Origin of the sequence: Wolbachia endosymbiont (group A) of Eristalinus aeneus (genome assembly GCF_964026915.1) — a bacterium.
In the GTDB taxonomy this organism is placed as follows: Bacteria; Pseudomonadota; Alphaproteobacteria; order Rickettsiales; family Anaplasmataceae; genus Wolbachia; species Wolbachia pipientis.
In genome coordinates this window covers 600,337-614,700 of the sequence record NZ_OZ034712.1, presented here as the reverse complement: position 1 = coordinate 614,700, position 14,364 = coordinate 600,337, and the positions used below count along the sequence as shown (strand labels likewise).

Here is a 14,364-nt window from a genome sequence, read left to right as displayed (position 1 = left end):
CATAATAGTCACTCCGCCTGTTGCTTGATGAAAACCCGTTTTCCTTTGTAACTGCCATCAACTGCTACGTTATGAGGCAACATGAATTCCCCAGTTGTTGAACACACCACAATATTCTTAGGCTCAATAGCATGATGAGAACGATGCATATTACGCCTTGACTTTGACTTTTTTCTTTTTGGAACTGCCAAAATTTCCTCCATTCTACTACAAAATACAATACATTAGTAACATGTTTTTTACAGGAAGTAAACAGGGATAGTAAAATAAGTAAGGTTTGCTTATGTAATTGAGTTCTATAGCTAAAGTGGCTCTACAATTTGAAAAACCGTCATTCCGCTACTCGTTAGCGGAATCTATACCGCGAATGAATTGCGGTATGACGTAGGGAAACCTTTCTTGGGTTAAGCTTTAAATTAAAACATCAAGTATATTGAACTTAAAACATATCTCAGCTATACTTTGCGATAAAGTTAATAAAAATTTTAATAAAATCAGTAACTCTAGCTAAAATGAATACAAAGTGAGCTTTTTTGATATAAATAGTGTTAGAATAATTGGTAGGTATTTTATCAATTTTTTGTTAAGGCTTGGTAGTGCATTCATATTTTTTATTCAATCTCTATACCACTGCCTTGTGCCGCCATATTATTTTAGCAACGTAGCAAGACAAATTATAGAGATAGGCTTTTTCTCTCTGCCAATTGTTGGGCTCACTGGAGTTTTTATAGGAGCGGCAATAGTTTTACAAAGTAGCTTGAGTGACCCATTAATTAACCAAGAACAGATAATACCCAAACTTGTTACGATCACTATCATTAAAGAGTTAGGACCAGTTTTGATCAGCTTAATAATGGTAGGAAAGGTTGGATCATCAGTTGCAGCAGAAATTGGTACAATGCGCATCACCGAGCAAATAGATGCACTTACAACCTTGAACATCAACCCTTTTAAATATTTAATTGCACCAAGGATTTTAGCGTCAATCATAGTATTTCCCATACTTACAGTATGTGCAGATTTAATAGGAATATTTGGAGGATGTATCACTGCAGTCTTCGAATTTAACCACAATTTAAATATATACATTAAACACACAGCTCAGTTCTTTAATACGTATGATTTTATAACTGGGCTAATAAAAGCAACTGTATTTAGCGCCATAATTTCTGTCTCAAGCTGCTATTACGGTTACCATTGCAAAGAAGGTGCACGAGGAGTAGGTGTTGCTACAACATCAACTGTTGTTTTATCGTCCATACTGATCATTTTAGCAAACTACATGATTACTTTGATACATGCGTAACCCCATAATATCAATATTGAACTTAAGCTTATCTTTTGATGATAGGACAGTACTAAAAGATCTAAATTTTGATATATTAAAAGGGGAATCATTAGTCATACTTGGTGGCTCAGGAAGCGGCAAATCTGTATTAACAAAAACAATTATCGGCTTGCTTGCTCCAGACTCAGGGTCTGTTAAAATAAATAGTAAAAGCAAAAATAAATTTGGGGTTTTATTTCAAAATTCCGCTTTATTTGACTACGTTACAGTGTGGGAAAATATATCTTTTAATTATAAAAAGCGCTTTAATATCAGCAAAAAAGAGGCAAAACAGCTAGCAATCGAGAAGTTAAATGATGTTGGACTGGAGGAAAGCATAGCAGATATGTTTCCAATAGAGTTGTCAGGTGGAATGAAAAAAAGAGTGGCACTTGCAAGGGCGATTGCACACAACCCAGAAATCATTATTTTGGATGAACCAACTTCAGGATTGGACCCAATTATGTCAGATATAGTAAACGAGATAATAATAAAATTATCTAAAGACTTTAACCCTACAATTATCACGATTACACATGATATTCATAGCGCATTTAAAATAGCTGATAAAATAGCAGTATTATATGAAGGGGAGATCATTTCCCATGGAACTGTTCAGGGAATACAAAATACTAATAACGAATATATAAAAAAATTCATTCGTTATATATAGCTAAAGATATATACACTATTGCTAACAGTCATATTTTTAAGTTTTAACTTTGTAAAAGGTAGTGGACATTGGAATTCAGATTTTTTTCAAACTGGATCCTATAGCTAACACGTCATACCGCGATTCATTCGCGGTATCTCGGCATAGATTCCGCTAACTAGTAGCGGAATGACGAATTTGTCGTTTTTCAAATTGTCGTAAGTCAGTTTAGCTATATATAGGATGACAGAAATTGTTTGTATTAGCTATATTCAAAAGCTCTATTGATATTTTGCAATATTTGTGATAAAATAATAGCTTAAGGTTGAGAGTAAAAATTTATGAGTGAAGCTCAAGGTCCAAATATTGCAGAATGGCAAGCGCAGCAGCAACACCAAGAGGCTGCTGGTGAGAAAAGTGGTTTTGGTCTTGGTCATAGTGACTCTGTTTCAACAGTTGTCGATGGAATGAAATGGTTGTTCAACTTTCATGAAGGAGCAATTGCTGCTTATAGTAACGTGTTTGAAGGTTTGGTGAGTGGCAGTAGTCTAGTAACATTGTTTGGAAAGTCAGGTAATATGTTTGGCATAAAACTTCTTGAAGGCCTTGCAGAATATTTTTCAGGTGGAGGTGGGGAAGATATGCCATCAGAAGGAATGGATATGGCTCATGGTGATGAGGGACATCACTCAGATGATTACCCTCATGCCAATAACGAGATAGCTCATAATGCTGATGGTTTGCAAGACATGCATGATGCAGGTGATCACCATGGTCAATCTTTTTCACCTGGTCCTTCACCATCTGTTGGCGATGACCACGGGCATGAACTTGGTTAAACGCTTAAAAACTATTGAATAGTTGGAAGAAGGCCTAATAAGAAAAGTTGCTGTTGTTATGAGTTTGTCTTAGTGAAAAAGGTTTCAGTTTTAGGGTCAACAGGAAGCATTGGACAAAAGACTGTAGATTTGCTCTCAAAGAGAAGAGAAGAATACCAAGTGGAAGCACTAAGTGCCCATTCGAACTTTGCTCTACTGGCACACCAAGCAAAACTGCTGAATGCAAAATACGTTGCTATCTCCGATGAAAGGTTTTACAAAGATTTAAAAGAAAATCTACTTGGTACAGATGTAAAAATAGCAATTGGTGCTACAAATATTGCTACCATACCTGTTGATCTCTCAGTTGTTGCAATAGTTGGCATTGCAGGCCTTGGGCCAGTTATGGAAGTTATAGAAAGCGGTACCAAAGTCATTGCATTGGCAAACAAAGAAAGCATTGTTTGTGGTGGAAAGTTATTACTCAAAAAAGCTAAAGAAAAAAATGTACAAATAATCCCTATTGACTCTGAGCACAATGCAATTTTTCAAATTTTGCAAAATGACGACAAATGCGTAGAAAAGATCATACTTACTGCTTCTGGTGGACCATTCTTAAATTATAGCCTTGAGCAATTAAAAAATGTTATGGTAGATAAGGCGCTTATTCACCCCACTTGGAATATGGGAAAGAAAATCTCGGTTGATAGCGCAACAATGATGAATAAGGCACTAGAGATAATAGAAGCACATAACTTGTTTAACATCAGCCCGGATAAAATTGAAGCAGTAGTGCATCCTGAGTCAATAGTACATGGAATTGTAACTTATAAGGATGGGTTCAACTTTGCTGTGCTTGCAGAAACTGACATGGCAATTCCCATTTCATATGCTTTGTCTTGGCCGGAAAGATCAGCTTTAAATCGTAAATTAGATTTAACAAAGCAAGGAAAATTGACCTTTCAAGAACCAGACCATAAGCGTTTTCCTGCGCTAAAGCTTAGCATGGCAGTGTTAAACTCTTCTGCTCCACAAACAAACAGTATTGTGCTCAATGCTGCAAATGAAATAGCTGTTAATGAATTTTTGAAGTCACGAATCGGCTTTTTAAAAATAGTAGAGGTAGTGGAATCAACAATGGAAAGTTTTGGTAGTTATACTGATATTAATTCACTATCTGATATAATAAATATTGATTATGAAAGTCGTATTATTGCTAATAAAGTTGTTGAAAGTAAAGTTGTTGCGTATAGCTAGAGTAATGTAACCAGACTGCATTCTGTGATTTTTTTTTTAGCAAAGCACGATACACAATCGTCATTCCGCTACTAGTTAGCGGAATCTATGCCGAGATACCGCGAATGAATCGCGGTATGACGGTTAAGTAATTCGTCATTCCGCTACCTGTTAGCGCCGCGGCGGCATAGCTATCTTCAAAAATATGGTTGAATAATTGTTAATAATAGTGTATAATTATTAATATTTTTAAGCACTTTGGCTATGGCTTTATCTAAGTTTCTCGACCCTAAGCTGGATTTGACCTTCAAAAAAATATTTGGCACTGAAAAAAATAAGAATATTCTCATACATTTTTTGAATGATATTTTAGGGTTTACCGAGATAAATACTATACAAGAAGTGGAATTCCTCAGTACTATAATGGATCCTGAAATTGCATCTGATAAACAAAGTATAGTTGATGTTCTTTGCAGGGATTCTAGTGGGGCCAGGTATGTGATTGAAATGCAGCTTACTCGCGATAAAGGCTTCGAAAAACGAGCTCAATTATATGCTGCTAAGGCTTACTCAAGGCAAGCTGATAAATCTGGTAAGTACATTGATTTAAAGAAGGTTTTCTTTATTGCTATCTCTAATTGTAATTTATTTCCTGATAAGCTTGATTATATATCCAGCCACACTATAAGAGATGAGAAAACCAATGAGCATGACTTAAAAGATTTTCAATTTGTATTTATTGAACTACCTAAATTTCCTAAGAATAAGGAAGAACAGCTAGAAAGCATAGTGGATCGTTGGTTATTTTTCTTCAAATATGCAGATGAAACTACGGAAGAAGACTTAAGGAAAATAGCAGAAAAAGCACCAATAATAAAGTTAGCCTACGATGAATTAGACAGGTTTAGCTGGAATGAAAAAGATTTAGTAGCTTATGAAGAAAGAATAATGGATCTACGCAAAGAAGAAGCCATTCTTGAATACAGACTTGACCTTGCTACTGAAAAAGGCATCCAAATTGGCGAAGAAAGAGGCATCAAAATCGGTAAAGAGGAAGGGAAAATTGAAGTCGCAAAAGCAATGCTGGCTAATAATGTTGATGTCAACACTATTGTCAAGTTTACTGGCCTTTCTATTAGTGAGATTGAAGAATTAAGTGTGAACGGTACAGAGTAATTTCAAAGTGCATTTGCAGTTGGAACGGATACATTTAGAGGTTGTCCGGAAACTAGTAAATTCAAGCATATTCCCTCTTTAACATAACCCTACTCATAGCTAGGTATATGAAATTCTCAGTGGATGTTGTGAGTAAATCATACTCCTTCGATAGCCTTCTATTCCTATTAACCCAAGCAAAAGTCCTTTCTACAACCCATCTTCTTGGCTGTACTTTAAACCCTTGTTCTCTTGTTGGTAGTAGCTCAGGTGGCGTATCTTTGTGCACCCAAAATCTACATGGAGGCCTTTTAACAATTTCAATATCTATGTCATATTCTTCCTTTATGTGATTCTTTAAATTTCTTCCTTGGTATCCCATGTCAGCCCACATTTTTTTAACTTTAGTATATTTTGTTCTCATATTGTTTAATGCTATTTTAATACCATCTCTATCATTTTCGTTAGCAGCGCCTACGTAACAACCTAGTATAAAACCCTGAGTGTCTGTAATTATATGCCTTTTTCTACCCTTTACTTTTTTACTTCCATCATAGCCTTTGATCCCCCCTTTTCTGTAGTCTTTACAGATTGACTATCTACTATACAGGCACTCGGCTGCTCATTCCTTCCTATTTTTCTTCTACTATATTTTGTAATTTCATAATTCATTTTCTCAAAAATTCCCTGCTTCTTCCATTGCCTGAACTGCTCATACACAGTCTTCCATAGCGGAAAATCATTTGGTAAATACCGCCATTGACACCCTGTACGCAATACATAGAAAATTGCTTCTAATATTTCTCTTTTGCTATACTTTGGCGGCCTTCCTCCTTTCTTGTATGATACTCTGAAGTGTTTTTCTATTCTTGCCCATTCCCTTTCGCTTAGATCTGTTGGATACTTTTTTCTCATCTTTACCCCGTACTAAAATTTCAGATATTATAGCCTTTTACTTATTTCCGGACAACCTCTTAATGAGAGTCCCATTTCACGGTGTTCAAATCTACTCCTTCTTGTACCATCTCCCAAAGTGGGCTCATTTCTCTCAGTCGGCCAACATTTTTAGCAACAAGATCTGCTGCATACAAAACTTCTTCTTTAGTTGTAAATCGGCCTAGGCCAAATCTAATTGATGAATGCTCAAGGTCATGGCCATTATTTAGCGACCGTACGACATAGGAAGGCTCAAGAGACGCAGACGTGCACGCAGAACCAGAACTTACTGCTAAATCCTTGATTGCCATGATGAGAGACTCACCCTCAACATAAGGAAAGCTCAAGTTTAGGTTGCCAGGAATTCTATTTTCATAATCACCATTTAAAACGATATCAGGAAACGCTTCTTTTATCTTGTTATACAAAATATCCCTTAATTCTTCCACTCTAGTTGTTTCTTTTTTCATTTCTTCTCTAGCAATACGTGCCGCTTCACCAAAACCAACTGCAAGAGGTGTTGGAACTGTTCCAGAACGCATGCCTCTTTCCTGTCCACCACCACTAATTAGTGGTATCAGCCTAACACGAGGATTCTTTCTACGTACATATAATGCGCCTATTCCCATAGGTCCATAAATTTTGTGGCTAGAGAGACTCATAAGATCAATGCACATCTCATTAACATCAATTGGAACTTTTCCAAAGCTTTGAGCTGCATCTGTGTGGAAAAATATATTATGCTTTCTACATATTACACCAATTTCTTTGACAGGCTGAATTACTCCGATTTCATTATTTACCATCATCACTGAAACCAGGATTGTTTGATCAGTAATTGCTTCCTCAAGCTTTGATAAATCTATAATTCCGTTTTGCTTAACAGGCAAATATGTAACTTTAAAGCCTTCATTTTCCAGATGCCGACAAGAATCCAGAACACACTTATGCTCCGTGCAGACAGTGATTATATGATTTCCTTTATTTTTATAAAAGTGAGCAACGCCCTTGATTGCTGTATTATTTGACTCAGTTGCACCTGAGGTAAAGATAATTTCTTTGCTATCTGCGTTCACCAGATCAGCGATGTGTTTCCTTGCTTTTTCCACTGCTTCTTCAGCAGTCCAACCAAATGAATGGCTGCGAGAGTGTGCATTGCTGAACTCACCAAAGTAAGGTATCATCACCTCTAAAACACGGGGATCTACTTTAGTAGTAGATTGATAATCAAGAAATATTGGTAATTTTATTTTAGCATCGTGTATTTTTTTACTTTCAACATTCATAAAGCTACCACGGAGACAAAATTTACAATTATTTTATAGCATTAAAACTTAATTTTTTCAAGATATAATCTTGCATCAAGTACAAAAGTGTCATCCAAGTAGCTGACACATAACTGTACGAACATTTATTTGCGAAAGCAGTGTGTTAAATGTTATAGCCAGTTTTGCCTCAAACACAAAGGCAGTGCCCAGACACTGGGATGACACCCTATTGGTGGCAATTGCTTCCAAATCATAATGTTTGTACAGCTGTGCGCCGTGCGCTGGAATCCGTTTTAGCCCTTATCTATATCTCAGTTCCACCAACAGTTATTGCGTCGACTTTGAGTGTCGGCTGACCAACTCCAACGGGCACATTTTGTCCATCTTTCGAGCATGTGCCAACACCAGGATCTAACTTTAAGTCATTACCAACCATAGATACTTTTTTCAACACTGTTGGACCGTCACCAATTAGTGTTGCTCCTTTTACTGGCTGTGTAATTTTGCCATTTTCTATTAGGTAAGCTTCCGAAGATGAAAAAACAAATTTTCCTGACGTTATATCAACCTGCCCACCACCGAAATTTACTGCATATAGACCTTTCTTTACGCTAGATATTATTTCCTTCGGTGTATACTTTCCGGGCAACATATAGGTGTTTGTCATGCGCGGCATAATAACTTCTTTATAACTTTCTCTTCTACCATTACCAGTTGGGCTTACACCCATGAGTTTAGCGTTCATATGATCCTGCATGTATCCTTTTAGGATCCCATCCTCTATCAATATATTATAACTGGGTGGAGTGCCTTCATCGTCTACGCTGATAGAGCCGCGCAAATTGGGCAGAGTTCCGTCATCAACTACTGTGATGTCACTAGCTGCTACTTGTTTACCCACAGAATTTGAAAATGCTGAGACTTTTTTGCGATTGAAGTCGCCCTCAAGTCCATGACCCACGGCTTCGTGTAACAATATTCCTGGCCAGCCTGGACCTAAAACGACTGTCATTTCTCCGGCTGGAGTTGGAATTGCTTCAAGATTTACCAGTGCTTGTTCTAACGCTTGGTTTGCAACTTCTTTCCACTTTTTCTCAGAAATAAACTTACTATAAGAGTCCCTTCCACCATGCCCTGCAGAACCTCTTTCGGTACGGCCATCTTTTTCTACAATGACTAGCACATTAAAACGTACCAGAGGCCTGATATCGCTTAATCTGTGATCACCCTTTATTATTTGTACAACTTGCCATTCTCCACTTAGAGTTATTTTTACTTGCTTCACGCAGTTATTTTTGGACCTTACATACTCATTAACCTCATTGAGTAGCTTAATCTTTGAATTCAGATCCATTTCATTTATAGGGTTAATCCTCGAATATAGGCTTTTTGTCTCTTCGTTTAAATTTATTGAATTTGTCTTGTTTAAAGACACTGAGCTTTTTACCATAGAAGCAGCATTACTAATTTCTTTTTCGCTGATCTCAGAAGAACAAACGAAAGATGTACTATCTTCACAAAAAGACCTTAAACCAAATCCCCTTCTAGTATTCAAGTCCATGTGTTTTAATATGTTATCCTCAAAAACCAGGGACTCCGACTGGCAAAATTCTAGAAACAGCTCACCACCATCGCTATTGCTCAAAGCGTTATTGACTATTTTATATACGTTATTAATATTAACATTGTTTTGAGCAAAAAATATTTGATCTAGATTTGGCATTACCTTTGAACTAAAAATTGTTTAAGTATATTATTTAACTTTAACATAGTAAACTATAAAAAGCCCGGGTGGCGGAATTGGTAGACGCGCTAGCTTCAGGTGCTAGTAACTTTTTAAGTTGTGGAAGTTCAAGTCTTCTCTCGGGCACTCTTAGCTTCCATATTGCTTATTGAATTAATTAATGTTATAATATAACATATTAGGTAATATTCATGCTATGTATAGTGAAAAAAATAAGTTAGCCTGCAGAAAGAAGGTACGAACTTACTCGAAACGCTTAGTTACTACACTATCTACTATCTCTTTCATTGGATACACAGCGGCATTGGTCTTGAATATTCCTGTCTTAAGTCTGTATTTTAGTATTGCCTGCACTATATTAAGTGTACTTTCATCTACCTTAAACATATGGTCATTAGCTGATCATTTTAGGCAGCGTGATCTTAATAAGCAGCTTGGTGTAGAAAACACTCCTGGACAAGAAAAACTAACGAAGATCTGTCTTGATATTACATCTAACGTTTTGTTTTTAATAGGAGGAATTACACCTATATTGCCCTTTGAATCTCCTATCATTCCTTTTGTTTCCACTGCCTTTTTTATTCTAGGCTGTGCCTTTATGGCAACTAATATCGTTCGGACTAGGATTAGCGAACCACAGGCAAAAAAACCTACTGATGACCACTCCCTAACTGCAAAAGCAGCTTAAGTATTAAGAGGTTGTCCGGAAATAAGTAAAAGGCTATAATATCTGAAATTTTAGTACAGGGTAAAGATGAGAAAAAAGTATCCAACAGATCTAAGCGAAAGGGAATGGGCAAGAATAGAAAGACACTTCAGAGTATCATACAAGAAAGGAGGAAGGCCGCCAAAGTATAGCAAAAGAGAAATATTAGAAGCAATTTTCTATGTATTGCGTACAGGGTGTCAATGGCGGTATTTACCAAATGATTTTCCGCTATGGAAGACTGTGTATGAGCAGTTCAGGCAATGGAAGAAGCAGGGAATTTTTGAGAAAATGAATTATGAAATTACAAAATATAGTAGAAGAAAAATAGGAAGGAATGAGCAGCCGAGTGCCTGTATAGTAGATAGTCAATCTGTAAAGACTACAGAAAAGGGAGGATCAAAGGCTATGATGGAAGTAAAAAAGTAAAGGGTAGAAAAAGGCATATAATTACAGACACTCAGGGTTTTATACTAGGTTGTTACGTAGGCGCTGCTAACGAAAATGATAGAGATGGTATTAAAATAGCATTAAACAATATGAGAACAAAATATACTAAAGTTAAAAAAATGTGGGCTGACATGGGATACCAAGGAAGAAATTTAAAGAATCACATAAAGGAAGAATATGACATAGATATTGAAATTGTTAAAAGGCCTCCATGTAGATTTTGGGTGCACAAAGATACGCCACCTGAGCTACTACCAACAAGAGAACAAGGGTTTAAAGTACAGCCAAGAAGATGGGTTGTAGAAAGGACTTTTGCTTGGGTTAATAGGAATAGAAGGCTATCGAAGGAGTATGATTTACTCACAACATCCACTGAGAATTTCATATACCTAGCTATGAGTAGGGTTATGTTAAAGAGGGAATATGCTTGAATTTACTAGTTTCCGGACAACCTCTTACATAACCATATAACATTGGGAATAGAAACAAAAAACTTACTTGACAAACTCCGCCAGCGCCCTTATCATGAAACTGAAGCTATTGTATTTGCTTTCGCCAATCTGCAGATTAAAAGGTAAGGATTACTTAATGTATCGGCGTCTTATGTTCAATTTTTTGCAGTATATAGATACTGTATGTCTTTACAAAACTTCATCTACATCTAGATTTTTATCTAAATAAGCTGAACGCGCTTATAAAGCGTTACAAGACATCAAAAAATGCCAATACTCGACAGAGATAGTAAAAGACTAGCTAACTCGGGGATTCTTTGTCTTTTTTTCTGCTTAGTAAACTTCTTAAACATTTGCAGCGTAAGTTAGTTGCAATTAAAAGCAGCTTAATCTTGCTTGTCAAGCGTTTAAAACATAAAAAACGCCAATATTTTAAAGCGGATAATAACCCCAGGGCTTCTTTTGCCTTTTTTTTCATTTGGTAAATTTCTTAACGTTTGTAGCTAAACGACAACCGTCATCCCGCTACGTGTTAGCGGCTAAGAGATACCGCGGCGGTATGACGGTTTGCGGCGGCATGACCTCGTCATTCCCCTACGTGTTAGCGGGATCTAGAGATACCGTGACGGTATGACGGTTCGCGCGGTGGCATGACCTCGTCATCCCGCTACGTGTTAGCGGGATCTATGCTTTGAGATACCGCGAATGAATCGCGGTATGACATAGGGAACCCTTTCTTGGGTTAGCTATAGATTTACTTCGCATATTCAGCTAATTTTTATTACAATTACAACAAGATAATTTTGGCTTTGATGAAAACTGTATATGTATGTCAATCCTGTGGTCACAGCACTGGTAGGTGGGTAGGGAAGTGCATCGCATGTGACAATTGGGATACAATTGTTGAGGAAATAGCAGTAAAAACGGGCAAAAGAAGTATATCTGCACCAATTTTAATAAAGACGTTATCGGGTAGCGAAATTATCACTCCAAGTCGTTTTTTAACAGGAATAGAAGAATTAGATAGAGTTTTTGGTGGGGGTATCGTTCAAGGTGCTAGCATTTTAATTGGTGGCGAACCTGGAATTGGGAAATCCACCCTTTTGCTTAGAATTGCAGCTAATGTTGTGCAACTTTCCTCTTTTGAATGTCTTTATGTATCTGGCGAGGAATCTTTAGAGCAAGTGAGTCTCAGAGCAAAGCGTCTTAAGATAAATGAACCTAAAATTAAGCTTTTGTCTACAGTGTCTTTAACTGATGTAGTAGCAACAATAAAGGAAAACAAAAGTATTAAATTCTTAGTAATTGACTCTATACAAACAATGTATGATAGCAGAATTACATCAGCACCAGGAACTGTAACTCAGGTCCGCACTTGCGCTCATGAATTAACCATTCTTGCGAAACAATATGGTATTTCTCTCTTAATAGTTGGTCATATAACTAAGGATGGACAAATAGCTGGACCTAAAACTTTGGAGCATATGGTGGATACGGTATTATATTTTGAAGGTGAAAATAGCAATCAATACCGCATTTTACGCACTATTAAAAATAGATTTGGCCCTGCAAATGAAATTGGTGTTTTTGAGATGTCTGAAGCAGGACTTGTGCCTGTTGATAACCCATCATCATTGTTTCTGATGGCCCATGACAGAGAAGTAGTTGGCAGCGCCGTATTTGCAGGAATTGAAGGTTCAAGACCAATTTTAATGGAAGTGCAAGCATTAATAGCAGGGACTAATATGGCAACCCCAAGAAGGGCAGTAGTTGGGTGGGATATTAATAGATTGGCTATGATCATCGCAGTGCTAAATGCTCGTTGCAAAATGTTTTTGCATGATAAAGAGGTATACCTAAACATTGCAGGGGGACTCAAAATACAGGAACCATCGGCTGATCTTGCTGTTGCTGCTTCCCTTATTTCAAGTGTAGTAAATTTACCGCTGCCAACTTCTTCAATAATCTGCGGTGAAGTTGCACTTTCAGGAGAAATTAGGAATGTCTCGCATGCTGATCTCAGACTAAAAGAAGCACAAAAGTTAGGATTCAAAAAAGCAATTATGCCTAAAAATGGTAATTACTCTTCTCACGATATTGAGATAATTAAGCTTGGTCACGTAAGGGAATTAAGAGAAATTTTTAATTACAATTAAATAACGCTTCAGCAAATTCTTTGCTAGTAAACTCCCTTAAGTCCTCTATATTTTCGCCAATTCCTATAGCATGTAACTTTATCTTATAAGCTTCTGCAAGTCCAATTACCACTCCGCCCTTAGCAGTGCCATCTAACTTTGTTACGATTAGCCCGGTAACATTAACCATTTTGCTAAATGCTTCTAATTGGCTATAAGCATTTTGGCCGGTAGTTGCATCAAGAACTAAAATAACGTCATGAGGGGCAGTATCATCCAATTTCTTTATCGTTCTATATATTTTTGATAACTCCTCCATAAGGTTCACATTATTTTGCAGCCTTCCTGCTGTGTCAATTAGAACAACATCAACGTTATCCTTTATAGCTTGACTTACAGCTCTATATGCCACACTTGCAGAGTCGCTACCGTACTCTCCAGTAACAATCAAGCAATCAGAACGTTCTGCCCAAATGTTTAATTGCTCACTAGCAGCAGCTCTAAATGTGTCGCATGCAACAAGCATAACGGATTTTCCCATTTCCTTATATTTATATGCAAGCTTACCTATAGTTGTGGTTTTACCGTTACCGTTTACTCCGCATACCATTATTATATGTGGTTTTTTATTTAAAATTAACGGCTGTACAACTGGGCTCAATATAGCTTCTATTTCGTTCATTAACTGCTGCGAGATAATATTATGTTCAACTTCCTTGTCAAACTTGATGCTTGTGAGCCTATCGATAATCAACTTAGAAGTTTTATGACCAATGTCCATGCTAATTAGCAATTCTTCTAGCTCGTCTAAAAGCGACTGGTCTAATTTTTTTTTGCCAGAGAAAATACTTTTCACTCCGTCGCTAAAGCGAGAAGAAGTTTTTAACAGGCCTTTATAAAGATTACCAAATAAACTCAAGGGAATGCTCCTTTTAAAATTACAATATAAAGAATGACATGCACTGCGTGTATTTGTAAAGTTAAATACACTCACTTTTGTGTTATTCTGTGAGTAAAATATACCGTTTGCTAGTGTATTTTACTTTAGTTTTTAACCTAAATATGTTATAATGTAGAATAGCGGTTCACAGGTAATTTTATGAGTTATAATGAGAAAATTTTAGATCATTACGAAAATCCAAGGAATGTTGGCTCTCTGGATAAAAATGATCCAAGTGTTGGCACTGGTCTAGTTGGTGCACCATCGTGCGGTGATGTAATGAAATTGCAGATAAAGGTCAATGACAAAGGTGTTATTGAAGATGCAAAATTTAAAACTTTTGGTTGTGGTTCTGCCATTGCTTCAAGTTCCTTGTTAACAGAGATGATAAAGGGAAGAACCATCAGTGACGTTACACAGATAAAGAATACTCAAATAGTGGAAGAGTTGTCTTTACCTCCAGTGAAGATACACTGTTCGGTACTTGCTGAAGATGCTATAAAGGCTGCTATTCATGACTATCAAAGTAAACAAAAGAATTAAGA

At 36.8% G+C, this 14,364-nt stretch carries 13 protein-coding genes, 1 tRNA gene and 1 pseudogene; 10 read left to right on the top strand and 5 right to left on the bottom strand.

Translation table 11 applies throughout. The features are described from left to right. Positions 1-8 precede the first annotated feature (8 nt). Complete coding sequence (rpmF, locus tag AAGD62_RS03050; RefSeq protein WP_041573607.1) at positions 9-191, bottom strand: 50S ribosomal protein L32; 183 nt, start codon at positions 189-191, stop codon at positions 9-11. Positions 192-523: 332 nt separating this feature from the next. On the opposite strand from rpmF, the gene AAGD62_RS03045 reads away from it, so the two are divergent. The 5 genes from AAGD62_RS03045 (at position 524) to AAGD62_RS03025 (ending at position 5,209) form a co-directional block, all read left to right on the top strand. Continuing rightward, positions 524-1,306: an MlaE family ABC transporter permease gene (locus AAGD62_RS03045; RefSeq protein ID WP_155969042.1), complete on the top strand. Its 783-nt coding sequence runs from the start codon at positions 524-526 to the stop codon at positions 1,304-1,306. Beyond that, complete coding sequence (locus AAGD62_RS03040; protein WP_155969040.1) at positions 1,299-2,000, top strand: ABC transporter ATP-binding protein; 702 nt, start codon at positions 1,299-1,301, stop codon at positions 1,998-2,000. The genes AAGD62_RS03045 and AAGD62_RS03040 overlap by 8 nt, the downstream gene beginning before the upstream one ends. 320 nt (positions 2,001-2,320) lie before the next feature. Next, positions 2,321-2,818 (top strand): hypothetical protein, encoded by a 498-nt coding sequence (locus AAGD62_RS03035; RefSeq protein WP_155969038.1) that lies wholly within the window; start codon positions 2,321-2,323, stop codon positions 2,816-2,818. 72 nt (positions 2,819-2,890) lie between these two features. Next, on the top strand, positions 2,891-4,054 hold the full coding sequence (dxr, locus tag AAGD62_RS03030; protein WP_155969036.1) for a 1-deoxy-D-xylulose-5-phosphate reductoisomerase: 1,164 nt from the start codon (positions 2,891-2,893) through the stop codon (positions 4,052-4,054). A gap of 243 nt (positions 4,055-4,297) precedes the next feature. Beyond that, positions 4,298-5,209: an Rpn family recombination-promoting nuclease/putative transposase gene (locus AAGD62_RS03025; protein WP_155969034.1), complete on the top strand. Its 912-nt coding sequence runs from the start codon at positions 4,298-4,300 to the stop codon at positions 5,207-5,209. 61 nt (positions 5,210-5,270) lie between these two features. Here AAGD62_RS03025 and AAGD62_RS03020 read toward each other — a convergent pair. From AAGD62_RS03020 to tldD, 3 genes and pseudogenes are all read right to left on the bottom strand, one after another. Beyond that, positions 5,271-6,103: pseudogene (locus AAGD62_RS03020) on the bottom strand (IS5 family transposase). 59 nt (positions 6,104-6,162) lie between these two features. Beyond that, positions 6,163-7,410 carry an IscS subfamily cysteine desulfurase gene (locus AAGD62_RS03015; RefSeq protein WP_151807811.1) on the bottom strand — a complete coding sequence of 416 codons (1,248 nt, stop codon included), beginning with the start codon at positions 7,408-7,410 and terminating at the stop codon, positions 6,163-6,165. 286 nt (positions 7,411-7,696) lie between these two features. Beyond that, on the bottom strand, positions 7,697-9,115 hold the full coding sequence (gene tldD / locus AAGD62_RS03010; RefSeq protein WP_010962974.1) for a metalloprotease TldD: 1,419 nt from the start codon (positions 9,113-9,115) through the stop codon (positions 7,697-7,699). A gap of 62 nt (positions 9,116-9,177) precedes the next feature. Between tldD and AAGD62_RS03005 the strand changes: the two genes are divergently transcribed. The 4 genes from AAGD62_RS03005 to radA all read left to right on the top strand — a co-directional run bounded on the left by AAGD62_RS03005 (position 9,178) and on the right by radA (position 12,900). Next, positions 9,178-9,262, top strand: a tRNA-Leu gene (locus AAGD62_RS03005). A gap of 70 nt (positions 9,263-9,332) precedes the next feature. Further along, entirely contained in the window at positions 9,333-9,824 is a 492-nt protein-coding gene (locus AAGD62_RS03000) for a hypothetical protein (RefSeq protein ID WP_155969024.1), read from the top strand. A gap of 66 nt (positions 9,825-9,890) precedes the next feature. Beyond that, positions 9,891-10,723, top strand: a protein-coding gene (locus AAGD62_RS02995; protein WP_341812725.1) for an IS5-like element ISWpi1 family transposase whose coding sequence is annotated in 2 segments (ribosomal slippage) — positions 9,891-10,260 and positions 10,260-10,723 — 834 coding nt in all. Because the reading frame shifts where the segments join, the coding sequence is not laid out codon by codon here. A gap of 833 nt (positions 10,724-11,556) precedes the next feature. Continuing rightward, a complete protein-coding gene (gene radA, locus AAGD62_RS02990; protein ID WP_151808023.1) occupies positions 11,557-12,900 on the top strand; it encodes a DNA repair protein RadA in 1,344 nt (447 codons plus the stop codon). On the opposite strand, the gene ftsY is transcribed toward radA, so the two are convergent. Continuing rightward, positions 12,887-13,798 (bottom strand): signal recognition particle-docking protein FtsY, encoded by a 912-nt coding sequence (gene ftsY / locus AAGD62_RS02985; RefSeq protein ID WP_155969582.1) that lies wholly within the window; start codon positions 13,796-13,798, stop codon positions 12,887-12,889. The two genes, radA and ftsY, sit on opposite strands and share 14 nt — an antisense overlap. Before the next feature lie 180 nt (positions 13,799-13,978). On the opposite strand from ftsY, the gene iscU reads away from it, so the two are divergent. Continuing rightward, on the top strand, positions 13,979-14,362 hold the full coding sequence (iscU, locus tag AAGD62_RS02980; protein WP_151808025.1) for a Fe-S cluster assembly scaffold IscU: 384 nt from the start codon (positions 13,979-13,981) through the stop codon (positions 14,360-14,362). Positions 14,363-14,364: the final 2 nt, after the last annotated feature.

Bases quoted from the DNA above. Each gene is read 5' to 3' on its own strand.
- iscU (WP_151808025.1), top strand. From the start codon at position 13,979: ATGAGTTATAATGAGAAAATTTTAGATCATTACGAAAATCCAAGGAAT.
- AAGD62_RS03040 (WP_155969040.1), top strand. From the start codon at position 1,299: ATGCGTAACCCCATAATATCAATATTGAACTTAAGCTTATCTTTTGAT.
- radA (WP_151808023.1), top strand. From the start codon at position 11,557: ATGAAAACTGTATATGTATGTCAATCCTGTGGTCACAGCACTGGTAGG.
- tldD (WP_010962974.1), bottom strand. From the start codon at position 9,115: ATGCCAAATCTAGATCAAATATTTTTTGCTCAAAACAATGTTAATATT.
- AAGD62_RS03025 (WP_155969034.1), top strand. From the start codon at position 4,298: ATGGCTTTATCTAAGTTTCTCGACCCTAAGCTGGATTTGACCTTCAAA.
- AAGD62_RS03035 (WP_155969038.1), top strand. From the start codon at position 2,321: ATGAGTGAAGCTCAAGGTCCAAATATTGCAGAATGGCAAGCGCAGCAG.
- AAGD62_RS03015 (WP_151807811.1), bottom strand. From the start codon at position 7,410: ATGAATGTTGAAAGTAAAAAAATACACGATGCTAAAATAAAATTACCA.
- AAGD62_RS03000 (WP_155969024.1), top strand. From the start codon at position 9,333: ATGTATAGTGAAAAAAATAAGTTAGCCTGCAGAAAGAAGGTACGAACT.